This window comes from Curtobacterium sp. MCSS17_016 (assembly GCF_003234255.2).
GTDB lineage: Bacteria > Actinomycetota > Actinomycetes > Actinomycetales > Microbacteriaceae > Curtobacterium > Curtobacterium flaccumfaciens.
Genome location: NZ_CP126254.1, coordinates 1383619 through 1406883, shown reverse-complemented (window position 1 = coordinate 1406883; position 23265 = coordinate 1383619). Strand labels below are relative to the sequence as shown.

At 70.8% G+C, this 23265-nt stretch carries 23 protein-coding genes; 7 read left to right on the top strand and 16 right to left on the bottom strand.

The features are described from left to right. Positions 1 to 63: 63 nt before the first annotated feature. From DEJ19_RS06780 to DEJ19_RS06750, 7 genes are read right to left on the bottom strand one after another with little or no spacing between them, the layout of a single operon-like run. The gene (locus DEJ19_RS06780; RefSeq protein WP_258377480.1) at positions 64 to 549 is read right to left on the bottom strand and encodes a luciferase domain-containing protein; all 486 of its coding nucleotides are present in this window, start codon (positions 547 to 549) and stop codon (positions 64 to 66) included. 49 nt (positions 550 to 598) lie between these two features. After that, positions 599 to 1459, bottom strand: coding sequence for a hypothetical protein (locus DEJ19_RS06775; RefSeq protein ID WP_111234132.1), 861 nt, complete (start codon positions 1457 to 1459; stop codon positions 599 to 601). A 31-nt stretch (positions 1460 to 1490) separates the two neighbouring features. Then, on the bottom strand, positions 1491 to 2030 hold the full coding sequence (locus tag DEJ19_RS06770; protein ID WP_111234131.1) for a GNAT family N-acetyltransferase: 540 nt from the start codon (positions 2028 to 2030) through the stop codon (positions 1491 to 1493). A gap of 20 nt (positions 2031 to 2050) precedes the next feature. Beyond that, positions 2051 to 3811, bottom strand: a complete 1761-nt coding sequence (locus DEJ19_RS06765; protein ID WP_111234130.1) for an AMP-binding protein — start codon at positions 3809 to 3811, stop codon at positions 2051 to 2053. 19 nt (positions 3812 to 3830) lie between these two features. Then, positions 3831 to 4481 (bottom strand): HAD family hydrolase, encoded by a 651-nt coding sequence (locus tag DEJ19_RS06760; protein WP_111234129.1) that lies wholly within the window; start codon positions 4479 to 4481, stop codon positions 3831 to 3833. Then, a complete protein-coding gene (locus DEJ19_RS06755; RefSeq protein WP_111234128.1) occupies positions 4478 to 5140 on the bottom strand; it encodes an HAD-IA family hydrolase in 663 nt (220 codons plus the stop codon). The genes DEJ19_RS06760 and DEJ19_RS06755 overlap by 4 nt, the downstream gene beginning before the upstream one ends. Beyond that, positions 5137 to 5652 carry a GNAT family N-acetyltransferase gene (locus DEJ19_RS06750; protein WP_111234127.1) on the bottom strand — a complete coding sequence of 172 codons (516 nt, stop codon included), beginning with the start codon at positions 5650 to 5652 and terminating at the stop codon, positions 5137 to 5139. The genes DEJ19_RS06755 and DEJ19_RS06750 overlap by 4 nt, the downstream gene beginning before the upstream one ends. A gap of 199 nt (positions 5653 to 5851) precedes the next feature. Between DEJ19_RS06750 and DEJ19_RS06745 the strand changes: the two genes are divergently transcribed. Then, positions 5852 to 6535 carry a hypothetical protein gene (locus tag DEJ19_RS06745; protein ID WP_110865654.1) on the top strand — a complete coding sequence of 228 codons (684 nt, stop codon included), beginning with the start codon at positions 5852 to 5854 and terminating at the stop codon, positions 6533 to 6535. Between the two features lie 688 nt (positions 6536 to 7223). Here the strand turns inward: DEJ19_RS06745 and DEJ19_RS06740 are convergent. The 4 genes from DEJ19_RS06740 to DEJ19_RS06725 form a co-directional block, all read right to left on the bottom strand. Continuing rightward, a complete protein-coding gene (locus DEJ19_RS06740) occupies positions 7224 to 7445 on the bottom strand; it encodes a cold-shock protein (protein ID WP_306789659.1) in 222 nt (73 codons plus the stop codon). A gap of 4 nt (positions 7446 to 7449) precedes the next feature. Then, complete coding sequence (locus tag DEJ19_RS06735) at positions 7450 to 8559, bottom strand: fatty acid desaturase family protein (RefSeq protein WP_110864824.1); 1110 nt, start codon at positions 8557 to 8559, stop codon at positions 7450 to 7452. Positions 8560 to 8693: 134 nt separating this feature from the next. Further along, on the bottom strand, positions 8694 to 9734 hold the full coding sequence (locus DEJ19_RS06730) for an AraC family transcriptional regulator (RefSeq protein WP_111233735.1): 1041 nt from the start codon (positions 9732 to 9734) through the stop codon (positions 8694 to 8696). Beyond that, positions 9728 to 10060, bottom strand: a complete 333-nt coding sequence (locus tag DEJ19_RS06725) for a hypothetical protein (RefSeq protein WP_071405799.1) — start codon at positions 10058 to 10060, stop codon at positions 9728 to 9730. The genes DEJ19_RS06730 and DEJ19_RS06725 overlap by 7 nt, the downstream gene beginning before the upstream one ends. 184 nt (positions 10061 to 10244) lie before the next feature. On the opposite strand from DEJ19_RS06725, the gene DEJ19_RS06720 reads away from it, so the two are divergent. The 4 genes from DEJ19_RS06720 to DEJ19_RS06705 are packed head-to-tail and all read left to right on the top strand — an operon-like array spanning position 10245 to position 13550. After that, positions 10245 to 11033: a helix-turn-helix transcriptional regulator gene (locus DEJ19_RS06720; RefSeq protein WP_111233736.1), complete on the top strand. Its 789-nt coding sequence runs from the start codon at positions 10245 to 10247 to the stop codon at positions 11031 to 11033. After that, positions 11026 to 11739 (top strand): GAF and ANTAR domain-containing protein, encoded by a 714-nt coding sequence (locus tag DEJ19_RS06715; protein ID WP_111233737.1) that lies wholly within the window; start codon positions 11026 to 11028, stop codon positions 11737 to 11739. Before DEJ19_RS06720 ends, DEJ19_RS06715 begins: the two co-directional genes overlap by 8 nt. Beyond that, complete coding sequence (locus tag DEJ19_RS06710) at positions 11736 to 12449, top strand: GAF and ANTAR domain-containing protein (protein WP_111233738.1); 714 nt, start codon at positions 11736 to 11738, stop codon at positions 12447 to 12449. Before DEJ19_RS06715 ends, DEJ19_RS06710 begins: the two co-directional genes overlap by 4 nt. A gap of 54 nt (positions 12450 to 12503) precedes the next feature. Continuing rightward, a complete protein-coding gene (locus DEJ19_RS06705; protein ID WP_111233739.1) occupies positions 12504 to 13550 on the top strand; it encodes a LacI family DNA-binding transcriptional regulator in 1047 nt (348 codons plus the stop codon). A gap of 182 nt (positions 13551 to 13732) precedes the next feature. On the opposite strand, the gene DEJ19_RS06700 is transcribed toward DEJ19_RS06705, so the two are convergent. The 4 genes from DEJ19_RS06700 to DEJ19_RS06685 are packed head-to-tail and all read right to left on the bottom strand — an operon-like array spanning position 13733 to position 19415. After that, positions 13733 to 16243 carry a glycoside hydrolase family 31 protein gene (locus tag DEJ19_RS06700; RefSeq protein WP_111233740.1) on the bottom strand — a complete coding sequence of 837 codons (2511 nt, stop codon included), beginning with the start codon at positions 16241 to 16243 and terminating at the stop codon, positions 13733 to 13735. 10 nt (positions 16244 to 16253) lie between these two features. Continuing rightward, positions 16254 to 17165, bottom strand: coding sequence for a carbohydrate ABC transporter permease (locus tag DEJ19_RS06695; protein ID WP_111038946.1), 912 nt, complete (start codon positions 17163 to 17165; stop codon positions 16254 to 16256). Next, positions 17162 to 18118: a carbohydrate ABC transporter permease gene (locus tag DEJ19_RS06690; protein ID WP_111233741.1), complete on the bottom strand. Its 957-nt coding sequence runs from the start codon at positions 18116 to 18118 to the stop codon at positions 17162 to 17164. Before DEJ19_RS06690 ends, DEJ19_RS06695 begins: the two co-directional genes overlap by 4 nt. Before the next feature lie 25 nt (positions 18119 to 18143). After that, positions 18144 to 19415, bottom strand: a complete 1272-nt coding sequence (locus DEJ19_RS06685; protein WP_111233742.1) for an ABC transporter substrate-binding protein — start codon at positions 19413 to 19415, stop codon at positions 18144 to 18146. A 257-nt stretch (positions 19416 to 19672) separates the two neighbouring features. Between DEJ19_RS06685 and DEJ19_RS06680 the strand changes: the two genes are divergently transcribed. Both DEJ19_RS06680 and DEJ19_RS06675 read left to right on the top strand, forming a co-directional pair. Then, on the top strand, positions 19673 to 19957 hold the full coding sequence (locus DEJ19_RS06680) for a YrhK family protein (RefSeq protein ID WP_111100716.1): 285 nt from the start codon (positions 19673 to 19675) through the stop codon (positions 19955 to 19957). Between the two features lie 54 nt (positions 19958 to 20011). After that, the gene (locus DEJ19_RS06675) at positions 20012 to 21841 is read left to right on the top strand and encodes a BCCT family transporter (protein ID WP_258377446.1); all 1830 of its coding nucleotides are present in this window, start codon (positions 20012 to 20014) and stop codon (positions 21839 to 21841) included. Positions 21842 to 22008: 167 nt separating this feature from the next. Here the strand turns inward: DEJ19_RS06675 and DEJ19_RS06670 are convergent, their stop codons facing one another. Next, positions 22009 to 23163 (bottom strand): low temperature requirement protein A, encoded by a 1155-nt coding sequence (locus tag DEJ19_RS06670; RefSeq protein WP_181441581.1) that lies wholly within the window; start codon positions 23161 to 23163, stop codon positions 22009 to 22011. Positions 23164 to 23265: the final 102 nt, after the last annotated feature.

Sequence of the window (23265 nt, the reverse complement as noted above, 5' to 3'; positions counted from 1 at the left end):
CTTCGCGCTGGGCGACAGTCCACGCGCGCAGCCGGCCGTGAGGTGTCGCTGGACGCGAAGTGATCAGGCGGGGTGGTGCGCCGGGCGTTCGTCGCCAGGGTCGCGAGCGAACGCGAGGCTCTCCTCGATGATCGACAGCACGACCGCAAGCTCGTCGACGTCGCGCGGGCCGTAGACCATGAACTCGGTCCCGTGGTCCTCGTACTGGTGCGGGATCGCCCAGCCGAGCTCGGTCAGTTCGGCGCCCCGTGCGACCGGGAGACAGAGGTGGACCGAGGTGTCCTCGACGCCGTGCAGGTGCACGGGCTCGAGTCGTCCATCCGGCGCCAGTGAGGTCCACGGGACGAGGTGGTCGCGCTGATCGCGCAGGAACAACGCGCGTGACGACGCCGGCGACACCTGGCTGTGCCCCTCTTCGACGCCGGGCAGGGCGACGGCACTCCCGACGAGCGCTCCCCACAGTTCCGGCGTCGCGCGCTCGGTGAGCTGCCGCTGGGGTCCGGTGTCGGACACAGCTGGCCGCTCGCCGCGGCGGATGAAACTGATCACCGCTCGACTATACCGTCTCGGACAGGCTGCACCGCTCCTGTTCGGGCCCTCACGAGGACGGGGAAGCGTCCGCGTCGACCTCGTACGCCTCGAACCGGTCGTCGGCCAGGATCGCGTCGACCAGCGACCGTGACCCGGCGAGGATCGTGGAGTCCCAGTCGATCTCGGTGGCGAGCACCCACTCGTGCCCTTCCGGCCAGAGCATCTGCGGGGTGTGCCCGAAGTCGACGTACGTGCCCACGCGGGCGTCGTCCATCCAGGACGGGTCGCTGAGCTGCGGCAGGGACATGGCGAGCAGGAAGCACTCGCGGGCTGGCCACAGGAAGCGCGGACCCGCGAGCGACTCCCGGAGCGCAGCCTGCTCCCGCCGGTGCTGCGCCTGGGCCCGGGCCATGTGCGCCTGCATATCCACGCGCTCGGCCGCCGTCGGCTCGCCGCTCCCCTGCCACCCGAAGCCCAACGTCGACGTCCCGTTCAGGTCGCCCCATCCGTCCCAGACCGCCCCGACCAGGTCGTCCGGGGTCGACGTCGCGTCGGCGAGAAGCTCGGTGAGCGCGGCGAGTTGCGTCGGCTCGTACCACCCCTCTTCGGGCGGATGGACGACCCAGCCGTCCTCGAAGGGCAGGTCCGACTCGTCGTCCCGACCGCTGAGCGTCTGCCACGACACGAGCGGGTCGATCGTCCGACGGGTGCGCTCGGCGACGTCGGCCCAGCGCCACTCGGCCGACTCGAGGACCGGGTGCTCGTCGTGCTCGTCCACGGTCGTCCGGTCCTCGCGATCCGCTCGGAGCGGGTGCAGGATCCGGACGTACGCCTCGAAGCCGGTGCCCGCGACGCCGCCGAACGTGGTGAACGCGCCGGCCCGGGCCAGCAACCAGTCGCCGCGTGAGGCGTCTTTGATCAGTTCCACGTGTCGAGCCTAGGACTGACCGGGGCAGCCGTCAGGACGTCGTCCGGACCTCGAAACCGGGCAGGTCCGGCACCGGATCGGTCGCCAGTCGGGCGTGCGTCTCCACGTCGAATCGCTCGGAGCCGTACCGGAGCTTCTGCCGTTCGACGCCCTCCGCGCGGAACCCGGCGATCGTGGCGACCCGACACGACGCCGGGTTGTTCGAGCGGTGTCCGAGTTCGAGGCGGAAGAGCCCGGCATCGAACGCCCAGGTCGACACACTCGTCAACGCACGAGCGGCGAACCCACGGCCGCGAGCATCGGCCGCCAACCAGTAGTGCGCCCAAGCCGTGGCGTGTCGGAACTCGATCGCCGCGAGTCCGACGTTGCCGACCGCGACTCCGTCCTCCACGATCGCCCAGTTCCTCGCCCGCTCGTCGAACCGCAGGGCAGCCCTGATGTGTGTGCGGGCCTGCTCCTCGTCACCGAGCCCGACGTCCGGGAACTGCGTCGCGAGGTCCGGGTCCGACCGACTGGCGGCGAAGAGCGCAGCCGCGTCGTCGAGCGACCACGGGCGCAGTACGACGACCATCGGTGATCTCCGTCAGCCGGTCAGCCGGCAGCGGGCGGGGCCTGCGGGCGGGGTGCTCGGAGGCCGGGGAACTCGTCGTCGCGCCACTCCCCCTCAGCGCGCGTGCCGTTGCTCACCGACTGCTCCTCGCGCTCCCGGAGCTCCACGCGGCGGATCTTGCCCGAGATGGTCTTCGGGAGCTCCGCGAACTCGACGCGGCGGACGCGCGCGTAGGCGGGGAGAGCCGTGCGTGCGTACTCCAGGACCTGCCTGGCGGTGTCGGCCGACGCCTCCCATCCGGTGGCCAACGTGACGTACGCCTTGACGACGTTCAGACGGGCGTCGTCAGGGGCCGGGACGACCGCGCTCTCGGCCACGGCCGGGTGCTCCAGCAGGGCGCTCTCCACCTCGAACGGCGACACCTTGTAGTCCGAGGACTTGAAGACGTCGTCCGTGCGGCCGATGAAGGTCAGCTCGCCGTCGGCGTCGCGGACGGCGATGTCGCCGGTGTGGAAGAAGCCGTCGCGCATCGACGATGCCGTGCGGTCGGGATCGCCGAGGTACTCGGCCATCAGGTTGACGGGCCGCTCGGTGAGGTCGAGGCAGACCTCACCCTCGTCGCCAGGCTCGCCGGTGACGGGGTCGAGCAGCGTCACGGTCACGCCGGGGAGCGGCTTGCCCATCGCGCCGGGCGTCACGGCGGCGCCCGGGGCGTTGCCGATGATCGCCGTGGTCTCGGTCTGCCCGTAGCCGTCGCGGATGGTGAGCCCCCACGCCGCTTCGACCCGGCCGATGACCTCGGGGTTGAGCGGCTCGCCGGCCGAGATGAGCTCGCGGAGCGCGCGCGGCTTCACGCCGAGGTCGGACTGCAGCATCATCCGCCACGCGGTCGGCGGCGCGCAGAACGTGTTGACCTCGGCCCGCTCGAGCTGCGCGAGGAGTGCGGCGGGGTCGAAGCGCGCGGTGTTGTGGATGAACACGGTTGCCTCCGCGATCCACGGCGCGAAGAAGCAACTCCAGGCGTGCTTGCCCCACCCGGGCGAGCTGATCGTCAGGTGCACGTCACCGGGCCGGACGCCGAGCCAGTACATCGTGCTGAGGTGCCCGACCGGGTACGACGTCTGGGTGTGCACGACCATCTTCGGCTTCGACGTCGTGCCGGATGTGAAGTAGACCAGGCACGGGTCGGTCGTGCGGGTGACGACGTGGGGACGGACCTCGTCGGTGGGAGCGGGCTCGCCCAGGTCGCTCGGGTACTCCGTCCACCCGTCGGCGGGACCGCCGATCACGATGCGCGTGAAGGGCCCGCGGACGTCGTCGTACTTGTGCGTCTCGCTCCGGTTCGTGACGACGTGCGCCACCGAACCCCGGTCGACGCGGTCCTGCAGGTCGGCGGTGTCGAGCATGGTCGACGTCGGCAGGATGACTGCACCGAGCTTGATCACGGCGAGCATGGTCTCCCAGAGCTCGAGCTGGTTGCCGAGCATGACGAGGACGTGGTCGCCCTGCTGGACACCGAAGCCGTGCAGACGCGCGGCGAGCCGATCGGACCGGGCGGCCATCTCGGCGTAGCTGAACCGCTGTTCTCGACCGTCCTCCTCGACGATCCAGAGCGCCGTGCGGCTGTTGTCGGTCGCGATGACGTCGAACCAGTCGGTCGCCCAGTTGAAGGTGTCGCCGACGTCCGGCCAGCGGAACCCGGCTCGTGCCGCTTCGGGAGAGTCCGCGGCGAGGAGCTGATCGCGGGCGGCACGGTACGCGTCGGTCGGGTTCACAGAAGACACGGACCGATCATGCCGCATCCGGCTCGGAGCCGATCGATCAGGCGAGTCCCCGGAGCCAGCGGTCGAGCCAGGAGATGATGCTCGAGAGGTCATCCGCGTCGATCACGTCACTCGCGGCCGCGCGTGCCGTCGGACTCGCATTGAGCGCCAACGCACTGGGGAGCGCCTGGAAGAGCGGGATGTCCGAGCGGCTGTCCCCGACGGCGCAGCAGTGTTCGATCGGTACACCGAGGTCACGAGCGAGCGCGAGCGCCCGGTCCCGCTTGTCGAACTCGTCGAAGTGCTCGGCGACGGTGCCGTTGTGGACGCCGCCGTGCTCGCCCACGCGTGGCCCGCCGTTCGGGACGAACCCGAACCGCCGCGCGATGGAACGGGTCACGGGCTGCCACGCGAGCGACGCGAGCACGGGTTCGACGTCGTGGGCACGGCACCACGCGACGACGGCCGCGATTCCGGGCAACACCGGCAGGTCGTCGAGCCACCGGTCGACCGTCGCGACGGACGTGCCACGCCAGCCGAGTGCGTCGACCTCACTGACCTGCTGGTTGGTGAGCGCACCGTCGGCGTAGCGGGCTTCTGCGTCGTCGAGCGCGTCCTGGTGCCCGAACCGGGCGGCCAGGAAGCTGCTGCTGGAACCGGGGCTGACGAGGGTTCCGTCGACGTCGAAGAACACGATGCCGGTGGTCACTGCCGGCCGCTCCCCCGCACGACCGCACCGAGCACCCGGATCGTCTCGTCGGTGTCGATGTGCAGGTGCGCCCCGATGCCGAGCGCACGTGCGGCCTCGATGTTCTCGGGCACGTCGTCCACGAAGAACACCTCGTCCGGGTCCGCACCGAGGCGCTCGAGCGTGATCCGGAACGCCGCGGCATCGGGTTTGTTCACACCGATCTCGTGGGAGTAGCAGATCGGGTCGAACACCGCCGAGAACCGGAAGCGCCGCTCCTCTTCCTCTCGAGCACCATCGCCCGAGTTCGACAGGATCGCGAGGCCGATCGTGCCGCGGAGTCCGGCGAGGAAGTCGTACAACGGCTGGTTCAGGGTTCCGCAGTACGCATCCCAGAAGTCGGCCCGCATGACGGCGAGCTGGTCGGCCCCCAGCCCGAGCGCCGTACCGATCGCACCCCAGTAGCGGTCGACGACGCCGGTCTGGCGGGAAGCGTCGGGCAGGTCCGCTGCGACGAGGCGAGCGGAGAAGTCGTCCGTCGTCATCCCGAGACGCTCGGCCCACCGGGCCCGGAAGCTTCCGGGCCAGGCGGCGTCGTCGACGAGCTCGAGGACGCCGCCCACGTCGGACAGCAGCCACCGCACGACGGGCCCGGCGGCTCCGGCCGTCCCGCCGCTCACAGCGATCCCCGCAGCTGCCGGATCATCTCGACCTCGAGTTCGCTCGGATCGAGCACGTACGCCTCGGTCGCACCCGTCGGCTCGTAGCCACGTCGGGCGTAGAAGGCCTGCGCACGGGTGTTCCCCTCGTGCACGTGCAGCCGCAGGGCCGACCCGTGCGCAGCCGCCCACACCTCGATCTCGTCGAGCAGCGCATCGGCGACACCGGCGGTACGACCCCGGTGCGACGGCGCGACGTAGACGCCGACCAGGAGCGGCCCGACCCGGGGGCCGGGTACGAACACCCCCATCGTCCCGAGCCACCGGCCGTCGGCACCGATCGCTGCGAGGGTCGTCCCGCCGACGTCGTGCTCGCGGCGGCCGCGTCGACGCCAGTCACGCTCCTGCAGCCGCTCCGCGTCGGCGAGCCGCTCCCCGTAGGCCTTCGGGGTGTCCCGGAGCATCTCCAGGCGCAGTGCCCGCACGGACTCCCAGTCGTCCTCCGTGGTCGGTCGGATCGTCGTTCCCCGCATGACCCGAGCCTAGGGGTGGCAGGCCCGGAGAACTCGTTCCAATCCGACTGGCGGACGACGCCGAATCACCTGCAACGACCGGGAAACACCCGGAGCGCTCACCAGCCGCACATCGCTGGTTCTCCACCCCATCCAAGGGTGTGTTCGGCGCGCACACAGCAGCCGCGCCGAGCGCGACAACAGCAAAGGACTGATCACGATGCGTAAGAGCCTCAAGACCTCCATCACCCTCGCCACGACCGGCGCCCTCGTCCTCGGCGGTGCCGCGTTCGGGATCTCCTCCGCCCAGGCCGCGACCCCGAACGTGCACACGGTGTCCTCGTCGTCCGAGTCGAAGATCCCCGCACCCGTCGCCTCGGTCCCCGAGGTCCTCGGTGGCTCCACCGCCGTGAAGCTCGACTCCGGCTTCACCGACGCCCTCACCGCCCTGAAGCTCACCCCCGGCGTCTCGGGCGACGCGACCCTGGCTGACGGGTCGGTGTCGTTCCCGATCACCGCCGGGTCGGTCACCTACTGGTCGCCGGATGGCAACTACCGCCCGTACGTGCAGGGCCTGCTGAACCACGACGACTCGGGTCTGACCCTGAAGGCCGGCGACACCACCGTCACGCTGGAGAACTTCGTCGTGAACCCCGGCTCGTCCAAGCTCTACGGCGACGTCCTCGTCAACGGCAAGGTCGCCGCGGCCAACGCGTTCCTGTTCGAGCTGCACGGCGGCTCCCTCAAGCCCCTCCAGCTCGAGGGCGACAACGCCATCCTCACCGGCACCACCGTCCACATCTCCGAAGACGCCGCCGGCCTGCTGAACAAGACCTTCGGCACCGACGCCGTCAAGCGCGGCCTGCTCGTCGGCACCGCCACCATCACCGCACAGATCAAGTAACACCCCGCACCACCACAGTCGGCCCGGACCACGCAGCAGCGTGGCCCGGGCCGACTTGCGTTGCGGCTCGTGCGTCGAGCGGTACCGGGCGTACCTGGCGGAACCGGGCATACCTGGCGGAACCGGGTGTACCTGGCGGAACCGGGCGTACCTGGTGAGTTCTTTCGACCAGGTACGCCCGTTCTTGCGAACCACCGCGCGCGCGATGGGAAAGAACGGGCGCACAGACGGACGGGAGGCCCAGTGCCAGCTGGCACCGGGCCTCCCGTCCGTCAGGTGCGGACGCCGGGCCGGCGGCCGCCGTCGTCACGGGCTGGGCGACACCTCACGGGCTCACGTCCGCGTGGACTGTCGCTCAGCGCGAAAGACAGCCCAGCCCGCAGCCGTGGACTGCGCGCAGGCAGACGGGAGGGCCCATCCGCCGGTTCCGCCGTCACTCGCCAGCGGCTCGACGGCCGTGCCGGGAGGGACGGTGCCAGCTGACACCGGGCCTCCCGTCCGTCCCGTGGTGCGCCGGGCCGGCGGCCCCTGCCGAGACTCGGTTCCGCGGACACCCTGCGGATGCCGGGTCACGCAACGTGTCCGGCAGGGCGAGACTCGGTCGGCCGCAGCCGCGGCCGCGGCCACGTCCGCGCAACGAGCAACGCCCCGACCGGACCGGTCGGGGCGTTGCTCGTGGTGGTGCCGATCAGCGGATGATCGAGATGTTGTCCGCCTGCGGGCCCTTCTTGCCGGGCCCGATCTCGTACTGCACGTGGTCGTCCTGGGCGAGCGGCCGGGAACCGGTCGCCGCGACGATGCTGGAGAAGTGCGCGAACAGGTCCTGGGACCCGTCGTCGGGGTGGATGAAGCCGAACCCCTTGCTGTGGTCGAACCACTTGACGGTGCCCGTGGGCATGGCGGTCAGCACGGCGTCAGTGGATGCGCAGCTGCGCGACCATGGGGCACGCGAAGGGGTCGCGGGCGGCGAGGCCGACGCGGTTGAGGTACCGGACGACGATGCCGTAGGAACGCAGCAGCGTGGTCTCGGTGTAGGGCACGTCGAGGGTGTCGCAGTGGTCACGGACGAGCAGGCGGGCCTGCTTCAGCGCCGGACGCGGCATCGAGGGGAACAGGTGGTGCTCGACCTGGTAGTTCAGCCCGCCCATCAGGAACGACACCCACCAGCCGCCACGGATGTTGCGCGAGGTGCGCACCTGGCGGGAGAAGAAGTCGACCTTCGCGTCGTGCGCGATGGTCGGCATGCCCTTGTGGTTCGGGGCGAACGAGGCCCCCATCATCACGCCGAACACGGCCAGCTGCACCCCGAGGAACGCACACGCCATCCCGAACGGCAGGAACCAGAACACCACCGTCAGGTAGATCGCGAACCGCGCCACGAGCAGGGCGCCCTCGATGAGGCGGTGCTTCTTGTCGGCCTTGGTGCCGTTGCCGGTGACGATCGACATCACGGCGTAGCGGTGCAGGTTCAGGCCCTCGAGCGTGAGGAGGGGGAAGAACAGCCAGCCTTGGAAGCGCATGAAGGTCTTCATCGCACCACCCTTGACGGCGGCGGCGTCCTCCGGCAGGAAGCGGATGCCGTCGGGGGCGATGTCGGGGTCCTTGCCGACGGTGTTCGGGTTGCCGTGGTGGCGGGTGTGCTTGTTCATCCACCACGAGTAGCTGAGTCCCACCAGGAACGTGCCGAGCCAGCGGCCCGCACGGTCGTTCCACTTCTGGGACTCGAACACCTGACGGTGCGCTGCCTCGTGCGACAGGAACGCGAACTGCGTGAACAGCACGCCCAGCGCACCGGCCACGATGAGCTGGAACCACGAGTCACCCAGGAACGCGAACGCGACCCAGGTGAGGGCGAGGCTGCCGACGAGTGCGCCGAACAGTGCCCAGTAGAAACCGGTACGACGGCGCAGGAGGCCGTTCTCCTTCACCTGCGCCAGGAGCGCGGAGTAGGTCGAGGTGCCCTTGCGGGCCCCCGTAGCGGGACGAGTGCGGGTGTAACCCGGAGCGAGCGGAGTGGTGGTCATGTGGACCGCCTTCCGGTACGGATCGGTCCTTCAACCGGTTCGAGGGAGTTCACGCGATTGCGCTTGCGGCGACCCTAGGGGCCGAAGTTGCGTGTTCACCGTGGTGTCCAGAACACGTTGCGCGATGCACGAACTCAGCCCGCGTGGCGCTCCGGACCGTCCGCGCACCGACCGGACGATGCACGCAACGTCTGCCCCGGGTACTCCCCGAACCGGCGGAAGTACGTCCCCGAGAACCGCCCCAGGTGCCGGAAGCCCCAGGCCATCGCAGCCTCGCTCACACTCGTCTCGTGCCGGCTGCTGGACTCCAGCACAGCGTGCACCCGGTCGAGCCGCATCCGCAGCAGGAACGTCATCGGTGAGACACCGTGCTCCCGCATGAACGCCGTCTGCAGGGTCCGCGGACTCACGCCCACGGCGTCGCAGATGTCGGCGAGGCACAACGTCCGATCGCAGTGTCCGTCCAGGTACGCCTCGGCGAGCTCGACCGTCGACGGCGTCACCGCACGGCGGAGGACCGCGGGCGTCCGGACCCCGAAGGCTCCGAGTACGGCCTCGACCAGTGCGACCTGCGCACCGGTCCGTGCACCGGAGGTGAACCCGTCCCGCGTCGCGGTGACGGCCACCTGCTCGACGCACCGGCGCAGGTGTTCGAGGGCGGCGACGGCGGGCTCGGCACCCCGCGTCGGCAGTTCGGACGCTGCTCCCAGCGACGAGCGCACCTGGTCGAGGAGCGACCGGTCGATGCTCACGAGCTGCAGCGTGCCCTTCGGGGCGCGCACCGAGAACTCCCCGGACGTCGGCATCAGGACGGGCGTGCCCGGGCGGGTCTCGAGGACGACGCCGTCCTCGACGGCGATGTGGACACCTCCGGTGCTCGACCACCCGACGACGATGCGGTCGATGGGCTCGAAGACCCCGGAGAAGCCGGAGGTCGCCGACGCGGTGACGAGGCTCACGCAACCGTCCCGTCGGGTCCGGTAGCGGAACCGGAACGGCAGCCGGAAGGCGTCGTCCTCGACGTCGAAGCGCACGTCACGGCCGTGCCCGGCCTGGGCGAGCACGCGTGCGGCGAAGGCCCGGTCGGTACCGGATCGTTCGGTGCGGCGTCGCTGCGCGTCGATCCTCGCGGTGACGGTCCGGGCGGCGTCGGTCCCGTGGACCGCGGTCAGCACGGTGCCTCGTCGAAGCGCTGTCCGCAGCGGTGTTCGAACCAGGCGCGGGCGTCCTGCAGGCTCGCTCGCCGGTCGTGCTCATGCAGCGCCGCCATGAGCGTGCAGTCGAAACCGTCCACCGTGCGCTCGATGAAGCCGAGGAGCATGTCGGGGTCCCCCCATGCAGCTGCGGCGTCGACCACCCGCCAGCACCCGGCGTCGACCGGCTGGACGCGGATGTCCGTCGGGTCCGTCGCGGCGAGCGCACGGATCCGATCGGTGTGGACGACCTGCTGCCAGACGGCGGCCTCGGTCATCACGGTCGTGGATCCCTGGCGGTGTCCCATCGCGCCCTCCCTGTCGGTTCGATGTGGCGCATCGCTTCGACCGCGATGCACGAGACACTTTCAGTATCGACAGGACGATTCCGGTCATGTCAGGGGTTGACTTCGTACCGCGCAAGGTGGATCATCCGTCGCCTCGATCGGTGCCCTGGGAGCGCGCCATCGGCGGGTCCCGTACGGTCGGCGCATGAGCGACGGGAGCAGCGCGACCCAGGACGGCCCGCCCCGACTCTCGCGTGCGGTCCGGGATGCGATGCGGTTCGTCCACGAGCAGGCTGCGACCCACATCACCGTCGCCGACGTCGCCGCGGCCGTGCAGCTGTCGCCGCGGAGCCTGCAGAAGCGGTTCCAGGCCGAGATCGGGCAGTCCCCGGGAACCTTCCTGCGCGCCGTGCGCCTGGAGGGTGTCCGTCGCGACCTGCAGGAAGCCTCCGGTGCGCCGGACCGGCGGACGATCGCGGAGATCGCCGAACGCTGGCAGTTCAGCAACGCGGGCCGGATGGCTGCGGCGTTCCGTGCGGCGTACGGCATCGCGCCCTCGTCGGCGCTGCGGTCCTTCGTTCCCGAGGACGACGAGGACGGCGCACCGAGCCTGTCGGACCGGAACCAGCGGCGCTTCCGCCTGGTGCTCGACTGCGAGGTCGACGTCGACGACGCGAAGGCGGTGCTCGCCGGTGCCCTGCAACGCGCCGGCGCCGGTCCGTGGCGGGACTACCGGCCGGACGGCGGCAGCGAGGACCTGATGGCGTTCCTGCTCGGCAACGCGGTGCGGACGGTGGTGCGTGAGACCTCCGGCGTGACGCTGGTGGCCCTGGACGCGATGCTCCGGGTGCAGGACGAGCAGGGGTCGTACCCGCCCGCAGAGCTGCCGGCCTGGCGCGCCGGCCCACCGCCGAACGTGCCTGCGCCGTCCGGATCGTCCGACACCGACCAGCGCGTAGGATCGACAGACGGCAGGGAAGGCGCCCATGGATGACGCATTCGAGCGTGCACTCCGTGCGCTCCGGTCGGCGGAGATCGCCGACGACGAACTCAGTCGGCCGCTCGCGCTCGCGCTGCCGATGGGCGGTGTCTCGATCTCGACCTTCGGTGACCTCTGCCCGAGCGAGACCGTGTCCGCGACGGACGAAGTCGCCACCCGCGTCGACGAGATCCAGTTCGACCTGTCCGAGGGACCGTGCTGGGCCGCGCTCGCGACCGATGCCCCGGTGCTGGAGACCGACGTCGTCCGTCGACCGAACTCCGCGTGGCCCGCATTCAACGAAGCCGTCCGGAGCGAACCCGTCGGCGCGGTCTTCGCGTTCCCGGTCGCCTTCGGGCCGTTCCCGCTCGGCGCGATCGACGTGTACGTGCCGCAGCCCGCGACGATCGAGGGCGACACCGTGCGGCAGGCCATGACCCTCGCCTCGGCCGTCAGCCGCCGGGTCCTGCGCCGGGCGCTCCGCTCCATCGCGGACGGGGACGACGCCCTGCTCGATCGGAGCCCGTCGTCGCGGCGCGTGGTGCACCAGGCCACCGGGGTCGTGCTCGCGCAGCTCGACATCAGCCCCGAGGACGCCTACCTGCTGTTGCAGGGCCACGCCTTCGCCCGCCGGACGACGATGCGGCGGGTGGCGGAGGGGATCCTCGACGGCACGGTCCGGTTCGAGAAGCGAGGCGACCTGATCGAGGAGGTCCAGTGACGACGGCAGGCCGAGAAGCCCGGATCCTCGAGACGTTCACGTCGCTCGCCGACACCCTGGTGGACGCCTACGACGTCGTGGAGCTGCTGCAGACCCTGGTCGAGACGTGCGTCGACGTGCTCGGCATCGACGCCGCGGGCATCCTGCTGGCGAACGACGACCAGGAGCTCGAGGTCGTGGCCTCGACCTCCGAGGCGACCCGGCTCGTCGAGGTGCTGCAGCTCGATGCCGAGGCCGGCCCCTGCATGACCTCGTTCGCGACCGGACGACTCGTGACGTGCCCGGACATCGACGTCGCCCCGGCGGACTGGGCGATGTTCCGCACGGGTGCGCTCGCGCTCGGGTTCCGGTCGGTGCACGCCGTCCCGCTCCGGCTGGGGAGCAACGTCATCGGCACGCTCAACCTGTTCGGGGCCGGCGTCGGTGCGCTCGTGGAGTCGGACCTGCGCGTCGCCCGCGCCCTGGCGGACGTGGCGACGATCGGCATCCTGCACGAACGGTCCCTGCGCGAGCACGAGGTCGTCCGCGCGCAGCTGCAGCGCACGATCGGCTCGCGCGAGGTGATCGAGCAGGCCAAGGGCGTCGTGTCGTACCTGCGCGGCGTCTCGATCGAGGACGCCTTCGCGGTGATCCGTGGGTACGCGCTCGAGCACCACGAGCAGCTCTCCGAGGTCGCCCGCGCGATCGTGCAGCGCCGACTCGTCCCCTGACGAGCGCGGCCGGTCCGCCGGGTCCGGTGCCCCTCCGCCCGCTACGGTGAGCGGATGGGCAAGGTCACGCTGCAGGACGTCGCCGCGCACGCCGGCGTCTCGATGAAGACCGTGTCCAACGTCGTCCGTGGCTACCAGCACGTCAGCGACCCGATGCGCAGCCGGGTGCAGGCCGCGATCGACGAGCTCGGCTACCGCCCGAACGTCTCGGGCCGATCCCTGGCGACCGGACGCTCGAACATGCTCGCCTTCGCGTTCCCCGACCTGCGGCGTCCGTACTTCGCCGAACTGGCCCACGTGTTCTCGCGGGTGTGCGCCGACCGCGGCTACCAGCTCCTGCTCGAGGAGACCGGCGGCGACCCCGACGGTGAACGCTCAGCGGTGCGGGGACGTGAGGCCGGTGTGGTCGACGGGGTCGTGATCCACCCGCAGGTGCTCACGCCCGAGGCCATCGACCGGATCCGCGGGGACACCGCCGTGGTGTTCCTCGGCGAGGACGTCCGGCCCCCGCACGCCGACCAGGTCGTCATCGACAACGCCGGGGCCGCCTCCGAGGCCGTCGCACACCTCGTGGCGCTCGGCTGCCGCCGCATCGGGTTCTTCGGGCACGAGACCGGTCCGTCGTCGCGCACGTCCGGACTGCGTCTGGACGGCTACCGTGCCGGGCTCGTCGCCGCGGGTCTGCCGCTCGACGACGCGTTGCTGGTCCCCCGCGAGGTCGGCGACGCCGCCGGTGCCGAGGTCGCCTTCGGCGCCGCGCTCGACGCCGGGTTGCGGGTCGACGGTCTGCTCTGCCGCGACGATCTGGCTGCACTCGGGGCGCTCCGGGCGATGCGCCTGCGCGGCCTGGACGCCCCCGGAGACGTCGCCGTCGTCGGGTGGGACGCGGTCGGACTCGGGTCGAGCCTGGTGCCGAGCCTGACCTCCGTCGCGCCCGACACGGTCGCCCTCGCCGACACCGCGCTCGACCTGCTGGTCGAGCGGATGGACGGCTCCGACGTGCCGGGCCGGCTGGTCACGGTCGGCCACCGCCTGCTCGTCGGGGAGAGCGCGCCGTACGCGGACGGCACGTCCGACCGGGCGGCGCACCAGGGCGCCTGACGACAGACGGGAGGCCCGTGGCGGTGCCGCCACGGGCCTCCCGTCCGAAGTGTGGCCGACCCCAGGTCACGTGGCGGGCCCGCCACCCCTCCCTCGCAGGCTCGGTCGGCGCGGCCCGCGTGTCGCTGGCGCGACACCGCTGAGCGTGCCGCGCCCGTCCGCAATCCCCCCGTCGCGTGCCGTCAGCGGCCTGCGGGAGCCGACTCCCCCGGGTGCACGCTGCCGAGCAGCTCGACGACGACGTCCCGCAGGGCGTCGGGCAGCCCGACGGTGCCGAGCTCGACGATGCGGTCCGCACGCGGCAGGTCCTTCGCCACGACCTCCCACGCCTCGAGCTTCTCCGGGTTGCCGGCCTGCGCGCCCTCGAGGACCCGCCGCACGGCCTCCCGCGCGTCGACACCGACGACCGGAGCGCCGACCAAGGTGACCGATCCGCCCGACGCCGAGTCGACGGACACGTCGACCGAGAACCGGTCGGCCCAGCGTGCCGATGTCGGTTGCCCGTCGGCCGGTGCGGCGAGGAACGTGATCCGCCAGTCGCGGTGGGCGGGGACGACGTCGAGGGCCCCGGTGGTGGCGTGCACCCGGAACTCGGCGAGCTCTGGGTCCCAGGTCAGACGGGTCCGGGCGGTGCGGCTGCCCTCGCCCTCGTGGTCCTCGACCAGGGTGAAGTCACCCGCCGCACCCGGTGCGACGAGGACCTCGAACGCCGTCGGGTTGACGGTTGCGTCGAGCTGATCGGCCGCCGCGAGTGGCAGGATCCCTCCGGCGCGCAGCAGGACCGGCACCGTGTCGAGCGTGCGGTGCAGGTCGACGAACCGGTCACCCGCGTACACCGTGCCGGAGAAGACGTCGGTCCAGGTGCCCGGCGGCAGCCAGGCCCGGGCGACCCCGTGTCGGCTGACCGGGTCGCGCGGCGCCACGATGGGGGCGACGAGCAGCTCCGAACCGAACGCGTAGGTGTTCGGCACCCGGTACGCCTCGTCGCGGCGCGGCTCCAGGTGGTACAGCGGCCGGACCAGCGCGGTGCCCTCGGCGGTGCCGTGGTTCATCGTGTGCAGGTACGGCACCAGGCGGTGACGGAAGCGGAGTGCCTCTCCCATCGCGGCACGGGCCTCGGCCGGGAACACCCACGGCTCCTTGCGGATGAACGGGTTGTTCGCGGAGTGCAGGCGCATGATCGGCGAGAACACCCCGAACTGCACCCAGCGGGTGGCGAGCTCGTCGTCGCGGACGCCGCGCGTGTGGCCGCCGATGTCGTGGCTCCACCAGGGGTAGCCGATGTTCGCTGCCGTGGCGGTGAACTCGGGCTGGAACGCCAGGGACGCCCACGAGACGACGGCGTCACCGGAGAACCCGACGGCGTACCGGTGGCTGCCGGGGCCGGCGTAGCGCGAGAAGGTCATGCCGTCGACGGGCGCCGGGACCGCGGTTGCGTCGGTGTCTGTGTCTGTGTCTGTGTCCGCGGTCGTGTCGGCGGTTGCGTCGCTCGACGCCGCGTGTCGCGCCGAGTCGAGCAGGTGGAAGTGGTTGAGCAGCCACAGCGGGTCGACCCCGGGCATCCCGGTCTCACGACCCTGCTGCCAGTCGATCCACCAGAAGTCGACGCCCTGCTCCTCGAGCGGGCGGTGCAGCTGCTCGAAGTAGGCCTGCAGGAACCGCCGGTCCGTCGGGTCGAACGGGATCGGCTGCTCGGTCTCCGGGTCGACGCCCATCGCCCGCGCCACCGCGGGGTAGGCGTCCTCGAACGCCCGCACGCCGTCGGCCGGGTGCAGGTTCAGCGTCGTGCGCATCCCCCGGCGGTGCAGCTCGGCGAGGAAGGCCTCGGGGTCCGGGAACAGCGACGGCTCCCAGGAGTACCCCGTCCAGCCGTTGCCGAAGCGCGGCGGGACCGAGTCCACCCGGTGCCAGTCCATGTCGATGACGGCGACCGAGAACGGCAGGTGTTCGGCGGCGAAGCGGTCCAGCAGCTCGAGGTACGAGGTGTCGCTGTACGGGTGGTACCGGCTCCACCAGTTGCCGAGTGCCCACCGCGGCATCCGCGACGGCGGGCCGGAGACGGCGTGGTACGTGCGGAGCGCGGCGTCGTAGTCGCGGCCGTACGCGAAGACCGTGACGTCACGGCGCCCGGGGACCCGCGTGCCGATCCAGCCGTCGTCGGCGAACAGGAACGACTCGCTGTCGTCGAGCGCGGTGATGCCGTCGCGCGCCAGGATCCCCGGCTCGAGCGGCATCCGGCCGTCGACGTCGTCGAGGGTGCGGCCGGTGCCGCCGAGGTCGCGCGGCTCCTGCCCCCAGCGCCAGCGGTTGGCGTCCGGACCGGTGGTCTCGACGACCAGGCCGCTCGGGCTGAAGGGACGGCCGTCGTAGCGCAGGCGGGCGCGGTCCGTGGTGACGACGACGCCGGCGGTGTCGCTGGTGACGACGCCGCCGTCGGTGCTGCCGCCGCCTGTCCGCTCCACGGTGAACCTCGGCACCGGCAGGCGGCGGCGCATCGCGAAGGTCGACGCGCGGTCCTCGAACCCGCCGTCGTCGCTCCACTCGATGCGGAACGCCCCGGCGTCGAGCACGGTGATGCGCCAGTGGTCGCCGGTGACGACGGCTTCGGGGTCGGCGACCGGGTCCGAACCCGGGAACGGACGGATGGTGGGGAGGACGGCGTCGGTGCTGCCGGTGGTGCTGCTGCTGCTCACGTGGTGCCTCTCAGCTCTTGACCGCGCCCTGCGTCACGCCGCTGATGACCCAGCGCTGCGCGAACAGGTAGACGATGATCGTGGGCGCCATCGCCATCAGGTACGAGGCGAAGGCGACGTTGTAGTTGGTGCCGAACTGACTCTGGAAGATGTTCTGCACCACGGGCAGGGTCTGCAACCCCGGATCCGCCGTGATGAGCGACGGCATCATGAAGTCGTTCCACGATGCCAGGAACGCGAAGATGCCGACCGTCGCGTTCATCGGGCCGAGCAGCGGCAGGATGATCCGCCAGAAGATCTGCCACGTGGACGCCCCGTCGATGCGGGCGCTCTCCTCGAGCTCGACCGGGATCGACCGCAGGTACGCCGAGTAGAGCAGCACGCTGAACGACAGTTGGAACATGGCGTGCAGGATCCCGACGCCGATCGGGTTGTCGAGGCCGATCTCGGCGGTCAGCTTGATCTGCGGCAGCGCCACCACCGGGAACGGCAGGAACATCGCCGCGAGCAGGTAGACGAACGAGTACCGGAAGAACCGCTTGTGCCAGTTCCGGACGATCGCGTACGAGGCGAACGAGCTGAGCAGCAGCGTGGCGACGACGGTGAGCGCCGCGACGCCCAGCGACACCGAGAAGGACACCGGGAACCGGGTCAGCTGCCAGGCCTCGGCGAACGAGCCCGGGTTGAACGGGAACGGCAGCGAGAGTGCATTGCCGTCGACGGACTGCTCGGTCGTCTTGAACGCCATCGAGAGCGTCACGTACAGCGGGATGAGCACGGTCAGCGACGCGAGGCCGAGGACCACGGTCAGCGTCCAGTTCGTGCCGCCCAGTCGTCGGCGGGGGCCGCGGCCGGAGCGACCGGTGCCGCCGGTGGTCACGGCGCGGGTGTCGGTCGGGGGTCGTGTGTCGATGGCGGTCATGCGAGTCGCAGGTTCCTTCCGCGGGTCGCCGCGAGCTGCAGCACGGAGATGAGGACGGTGATGATGAAGAACACGGTCGCGTTCGCCATCTGGTAGGCGTAGTCGCCGCCGGTGAAGCCGCCGAAGATGGTCATCGCGACGCTGCTCGTCGCGCTGCCGGGGCCGCCGTTGGTCAGACCGACGATCACGTCGTAGGCGCCGAGGTAGCCCTTCACACCGAGCACGGTGTTGATGACGATGAAGCCGCCGAGCAGCGGGAGCGTGATCGAGCGGAGCTGCTTCCAGCCGGTCGCGCCGTCGAGCGCACTGGCCTCGTACAGCTCCTCGGGGATGGACGTCAGGCCGGCCGTGTAGATGAGGAGCGCGCCGGGCACGGTCTGCCAGGCGGACACGATGACGATCGCGAGCCAGGCGAGGTTCGGGTCGCCGAGGATGCTCTGCTCGAGCGGGCCGAAACCGACGCTCGTGGCCAGCGCCGGCACGGTGTTCGAGAACAGGAAGTTGAACACGTAGGCGACGATGATCCCCGAGATCACCATCGGGATGACGAACACCGATCGCAACCCGGCGGCGAACCGGATCTTCTTCGCCAGGGCGATCGCCAGGGACAGCGCGACGACCTGTGTGACGACGACGGTGACGGCCGCGAAGCCGAGGGTGAACCCGTACGACGCCAGGATCGCCGGGTCGGAGACGAGCGCCTTGTAGTTCTCGACGCCGATGAAGTCCCACTGCCCGAACCCGAGGTAGTCGGTGAAGCTGTAGAAGACGCCGACGCAGGCGGGGGCGACGACGAACGCCGTGAACAGCACGAGGGCCGGCACGAGGAACAGGTAGTACATGCCCTCCGTCCGGTGGAGGGAACCCACACGGCGGTGCGTACGGGACGCCGCGGTCGCCGGTCCGGAGGTCTCCGGGTCGGTGTCGCGGGAGAGCGGGGTCTGCATGGTCATGGTGACTCCTGTGTCCTGGTCCGGCTCAGACCGTCGCGGAACGGCCGGCGAGCCGCCGCCAGTCCGAGTCGAGCCGCTGCAGCATCGAGGTGAAGTCCCCGCTCCGGATCGCCGACTGCAGGTAGTTGCCGAGCGGGATCGACGTGGGGATGAAGGTGCCGGCGCCCTGGTAGAACGCCGCGTCGTCGACGTACTGCTGCAGGCCGGCGAGGCGCTCGTCCTGCTGCGGTGGTGCGTCGATGCGGGGCGAGTACGCCAGGTTGTCGCGGTTGTAGGCGTCGATGACCTCGGGCTGCATGAGGAACTCGACGAGCTCCTTCGCCTGCTCCGGGTGCTCGGACGCCGTGGGGATCCAGAGCCCGAGGTCGATGTTGACCCGGGCCTTGCGGTCGGCCGGGTCGTTCGACACCGGCAGGGCGAAGGTGCCGACGGGCAGCTTCTCGTCGATCAGCGCGATCTGCCCGAGCGCCCACGGGCCCTGCAGGTACATCGCGGCCTCGCCCTTGCCGAACGCCAGGTTGCCGTCGGCGTAGGCCCGGGTGGCGTGGTCGCGGTTGAAGAACGACGAGATGGTCTTCGCGCGCTCCATCGGCACCGCGAAGTCCTTCTCGAACGACACCTCGGAGTCCGGGCCGACGTCGGCGCCGAGGGCCTTCATCTTCCGGAAGAACGAGCCGGTGTCGACGAGGCTGCCCACCGAGTAGTCGAACAGGCCCTGCCAGAGCGTCCAGGTGTCCCGGTCGGTGGCGTAGATCGGCGTGACGCCAGCCTTCTGCAGTGTCCGGCAGACCTCGACGAACTCGTCCCACGTCGTCGGGACCGGCAGGTCGTGCTCGGCGAAGATGCGCTTGTTGTAGATCACCCCGGCCGCCGCGAGCGAGTACGGCAGCACGCTCGTGCGGTCCTCGAACTTCGCGTACTGGTTCGTCAGGGTGTCGATGTCCGGTCGGACCCGCGCTGCCGACGGCAGGTCGCTGAGGTCGCTGAGCACGCCGCGCGAGATGTACCGGGCGAGCTCGAGGTTGTCGTTGAAGCACCCGACGTCCGCCGGTTCGCCGCGGACGAACTGCGGGGCGATGGCCGACGTGCTGTCGTGCACGACCGACAAGCCGGTGTGCTCCCCCTCGAACCGCCGCAGCAGCTTGTCGAAGTACGCGATGACCTCCTGCTTCTGCTCGTAGAAGCGGAGCGTCGTGGCACCACCGGCGGCACGCCCCGGGGTCGCGCACCCGGCGAGCGCCATCGTGCCGAGTGCGATGCCACCGGCCGCGCCCGCGAGGAACCTCCGCCGGCTCACCGCCGCCTGGAGTGTTGCGGTCCTGCTTCCCACCATCGGGTCTCTCCCTCGTCGCGCATCGTCGCGCAGGCTCCTGTTTACAGCGCTGTAAAGCGTACGTCAACGTTGTAATCGCATGTGGCAGTGGTCAGTGCGCCCCACGGACGGGAGGCACGGCGCCAGCCCGCCCCGCGCCTCCCGTCCGCCGCGCAGCGCGTCCACCGCCGCGCGCCGCGCCCACCGGGACGGACACGGCACGGAGCTGGCAGGATCGTCTGATGGCTGAGGACGAACGGGACATCGCACTCCGGGTGGGGCACGAGGAGCTCCGCATCCGCGGGGTCTACGAGACGATCAGCATCATCAACGACGTGATGGTGGCGCTCTGGTTCATCGTCGGCAGCGTCCTCTTCTTCTCCGAGAGCACCACGACGGCCGGCACCTGGCTGTTCCTGATCGGGAGCGTCCAGCTGCTCATCCGTCCCGTGATCCGGCTGTCACGGAGGCTCCACCTCGCCCGGGTCGGCCGGGGGAACCCCACGGAGTCCGCGCGCGATTTCTGAACCACGACACGCCTGGGCGAACACACAGGATCGCGAGCAGGCACCATGGACTGCATGGCAAGCACCACTCCTCCCCTGCCCGGACCCGTGACCACGACACCGCAGTTGCGGCGGTGGGTGTTCTGGCCCGCCGCCGTCATCGTGCTGGGGTTCGTGGCGTTCACCCTGATCTCCCCCGCCACCGCCGAGGCGATGTTCCTCGGACTGCAGGACGGCATCGTCAAGAACTTCAGCTGGTACTACGTGCTGATCGCCGCGTTCTTCGTCGGCTTCTCGCTGTTCGTCGGCTTCAGCCGTTTCGGTGACATCAAGCTCGGCAAGGACCAGGACGAGCCCGAGTTCTCGACCGGTTCGTGGTTCGCACTGCTCTTCGCCGCCGGCATGGGCATCGGCCTCGTGTTCTACGGCGTCTCCGAGCCCCTCAGCCACTTCGCCTCCCCGCGCCCCGGCGTCACCGGCAACGAGAAGGAGCTCGCGCAGCAGGCACTGACCCAGACGTTCCTGCACTGGGGCCTGCACGCGTGGGCGATCTACGTCGTCCTCGGCCTGGCCCTGGCGTACGCGATCCACCGCCGGGGTCGACCGGTGTCGATCCGCTGGGCCCTCGAACCGCTGCTCGGCAACCGCGTGCGCGGCGGCTGGGGCAACCTGATCGACGTGATCGCCCTGGTCGGCACGCTGTTCGGCGTCGCGACCTCGCTCGGCCTCGGGGTGATCCAGATCGGCGCCGGACTCGAGAGCGCCGGCATCGCCGACAGCAGCATCGTCAGCCAGATCGCCATCATCGCGGTGATCACCGCCGTCACGATCGTCTCGCTCGTCACCGGTGTGACCAAGGGCATGAAGATCCTGTCGAACTTCAACCTGCTGCTCGCCGCCGCACTGCTGCTGTTCGTGCTCATCGTCGGCCCGACGCAGTTCCTGCTGCGTGACTTCGTGCAGTCGATCGGCTCCTACCTGCAGAACATCGTCGGTCTGTCGTTCAACGTCACCGCGCAGCAGGGCGCCGAGGGCGAGGCCTGGCAGGGCGCCTGGACCACCTTCTACTGGGGCTGGTGGATGTCGTGGGCGCCGTTCGTCGGTGTCTTCATCGCCCGCATCTCCAAGGGCCGCACGGTCCGACAGTTCGTGTTCGGCGTCCTCCTGGTGCCGACCGCGCTCACGTTCCTGTGGTTCGCCGTCCTGGGCGGCACCGCGATCCACCGCCAGACCGACGGCTCGGGTGGCCTGATCGGCTCGGACGGCTCGGTCGACATCGAGGGGTCGCTGTTCGCGGTCCTCGGCGACCTGCCCGCCGGCATGGTCCTGACCTACGGCGCGATCCTGTTGATCGGCGTGTTCTTCGTGACCTCGTCCGACTCCGGCTCGCTCGTGATGGCGATGATCGCGTCGGGCGGTGACATCGAGCCGAAGAACTGGCTGCGGGTCTTCTTCGCCGGTGTCGCTGCACTGCTCGCCGTCGCCCTGCTGCTCAGCGGTGGACTGAACGCCCTGAAGACGGCGGCGATCACGACCGCGTTGCCGTTCAGCATCGTCCTGCTGCTCACCTGTTGGTCGACGATCATCGCCTTCACCCGCGAGCGCCGTGCCTACGACAAGGCCGAGCGCGAGGTGTTGCTCGAGCACGTCGGCGCCTACTACGGCCTCGAGGTCGAGGCGCCGACCGAGCGTCCGGCACGGTCCGGCCTCGGCCGCCCCTGGGCCGCGGTGAAGAACCGCGTGCGCGGCGGCCGCGGAACCGCGGCCCCGACGGTGGGCGCGGGCGCGCTCGAGGACTTCCCGGTGCGGCCCGAGTCGGTCTCGGCCGACCCGGCGGTCGACCCGAGCCTCGACGCGCGACCGGCAGCGGACGACGGGCCCGCGACGGAGCAGCCGGAGCGCTGACGAGCCGCGCGGCGCGCGCGGTGTGGTGCGAGGTTCCGTAGTCGGTGCGACGAACGTGCCCTCGCACCGGAGACGGAACCTCGCACGGGCCGTCGACGCGACCACCTGACGGACGGGAGGCACGGTGCCAGCTGGCGCCGTGCCTCCCGTCCGTCGTCCGTCGTCCGTCAGGTGTCGGTCCGTGCGGACGCGACCTCGAGGGTCACGACGACCGCCACCACGGCGAGCGCCGTGACCGGCAGCGACACCGCCGGCACCGCGATCGACGCGAGGACGACGAGCACCAGGGCCACCACGATGGCGTTGGCCCGTGCCGACAGCGACGGCCGGATCGCGAGCGCCCAGATCGACAGCACGAACACCGCGACCGGCACCGCGACGGTCGCGGCGACCGAGGCGGACGACAGCGCGACGTGTCCGGCGTCGGCGCTGACGGCGACCTCGATGCCGGCGGGCAGGGCACCGGCGGCGGCGAAGACGAAGTAGTGGCCGTAGCCGAACACGAGCGCGGTGGGCAGCGAGCGGATGTGTGCGTGCTGCTCACGGGAGAAGTAGATCCACCACATGCCCACGGTGATCACCAGCCCGCACCCGGCGAGCGCCAGCAGGGCTCCGAGGTGCTCGGTGTGCGCGAGGGCGTCGATCACCGCGCCGGCCGACGCCACCAGTCCCTCGCCCAGGACGATGAGGGTGAACAGGGAGAACCGCTCGGCCAGGTGCCGGGTGTGCCACGGGGCCGTCCCCGTCGAGGTCTGCGCCCAGATCGGCACCGACAGCTCGGCGAGCACGAGGAACGGTGCCGCATAGGACCAGACGTCGTCGGGCAGGGCCAGGGAGACCACCCAGAGCACCTGCACGACCGTGATGCCAACGGCGTGCAGGGTGGCGGTCCGCCGGTAGCGGGTGGAGGACGCGGCGGCGCGGATCCACTGCCCGACCAGGGCCAGCCGCATGACGACGTAGCCGATGACGCCGATCGTGAAGTCGTTCTCAACCATGGCCGCATGCACCCCGGCGGCGAGGACGAGCACCCCCGCCATCTGCACGAAGGTCATCACCCGGTAGAGCCAGTCGTCGGTGTCGAACGACGTGGCGAACCAGGTGAAGTTCATCCACGCCCACCAGATCGAGAAGAACACCAGCCCGTAGGCCAGGACGGCGGAGGCGACGTGTCCCTCGAGCTCGATCTCGTGCAGGTTCGTCGCGGCGAAGCCCACCGCGACGACGAACACCAGGTCGAACAGGAGCTCCAGGGGGCTCGCGGCCCGGTGTCGCTGGTCGGGGTCGCGCGGCACCATCCGGCGCAGTCCGATGGTCGGCATGGGGCCAACGGTAGGGCATCCCCAGAACGCGGACTGCTGACGGCGGGACCGGCCCTGCCGATCTGTCCGTGTGCAGGCCCCGCACCACCAGACCCAGCCCGT

What these genes read in the sequence shown, in the direction of transcription:
- DEJ19_RS06770 (WP_111234131.1), bottom strand. Translation starts at nt 2,030, where the DNA reads ATGGTCGTCGTACTGCGCCCGTGGTCGCTCGACGACGCGGCTGCGCTC.
- DEJ19_RS06765 (WP_111234130.1), bottom strand. Translation starts at nt 3,811, where the DNA reads ATGCGGCATGATCGGTCCGTGTCTTCTGTGAACCCGACCGACGCGTAC.
- DEJ19_RS06750 (WP_111234127.1), bottom strand. Translation starts at nt 5,652, where the DNA reads ATGCGGGGAACGACGATCCGACCGACCACGGAGGACGACTGGGAGTCC.
- DEJ19_RS06745 (WP_110865654.1), top strand. Translation starts at nt 5,852, where the DNA reads ATGCGTAAGAGCCTCAAGACCTCCATCACCCTCGCCACGACCGGCGCC.
- DEJ19_RS06735 (WP_110864824.1), bottom strand. Translation starts at nt 8,559, where the DNA reads ATGACCACCACTCCGCTCGCTCCGGGTTACACCCGCACTCGTCCCGCT.
- DEJ19_RS06725 (WP_071405799.1), bottom strand. Translation starts at nt 10,060, where the DNA reads ATGGGACACCGCCAGGGATCCACGACCGTGATGACCGAGGCCGCCGTC.
- DEJ19_RS06720 (WP_111233736.1), top strand. Translation starts at nt 10,245, where the DNA reads ATGAGCGACGGGAGCAGCGCGACCCAGGACGGCCCGCCCCGACTCTCG.
- DEJ19_RS06715 (WP_111233737.1), top strand. Translation starts at nt 11,026, where the DNA reads ATGGATGACGCATTCGAGCGTGCACTCCGTGCGCTCCGGTCGGCGGAG.
- DEJ19_RS06705 (WP_111233739.1), top strand. Translation starts at nt 12,504, where the DNA reads ATGGGCAAGGTCACGCTGCAGGACGTCGCCGCGCACGCCGGCGTCTCG.
- DEJ19_RS06695 (WP_111038946.1), bottom strand. Translation starts at nt 17,165, where the DNA reads ATGACCGCCATCGACACACGACCCCCGACCGACACCCGCGCCGTGACC.
- DEJ19_RS06690 (WP_111233741.1), bottom strand. Translation starts at nt 18,118, where the DNA reads ATGACCATGCAGACCCCGCTCTCCCGCGACACCGACCCGGAGACCTCC.
- DEJ19_RS06680 (WP_111100716.1), top strand. Translation starts at nt 19,673, where the DNA reads ATGGCTGAGGACGAACGGGACATCGCACTCCGGGTGGGGCACGAGGAG.
- DEJ19_RS06675 (WP_258377446.1), top strand. Translation starts at nt 20,012, where the DNA reads ATGGCAAGCACCACTCCTCCCCTGCCCGGACCCGTGACCACGACACCG.
- DEJ19_RS06670 (WP_181441581.1), bottom strand. Translation starts at nt 23,163, where the DNA reads ATGCCGACCATCGGACTGCGCCGGATGGTGCCGCGCGACCCCGACCAG.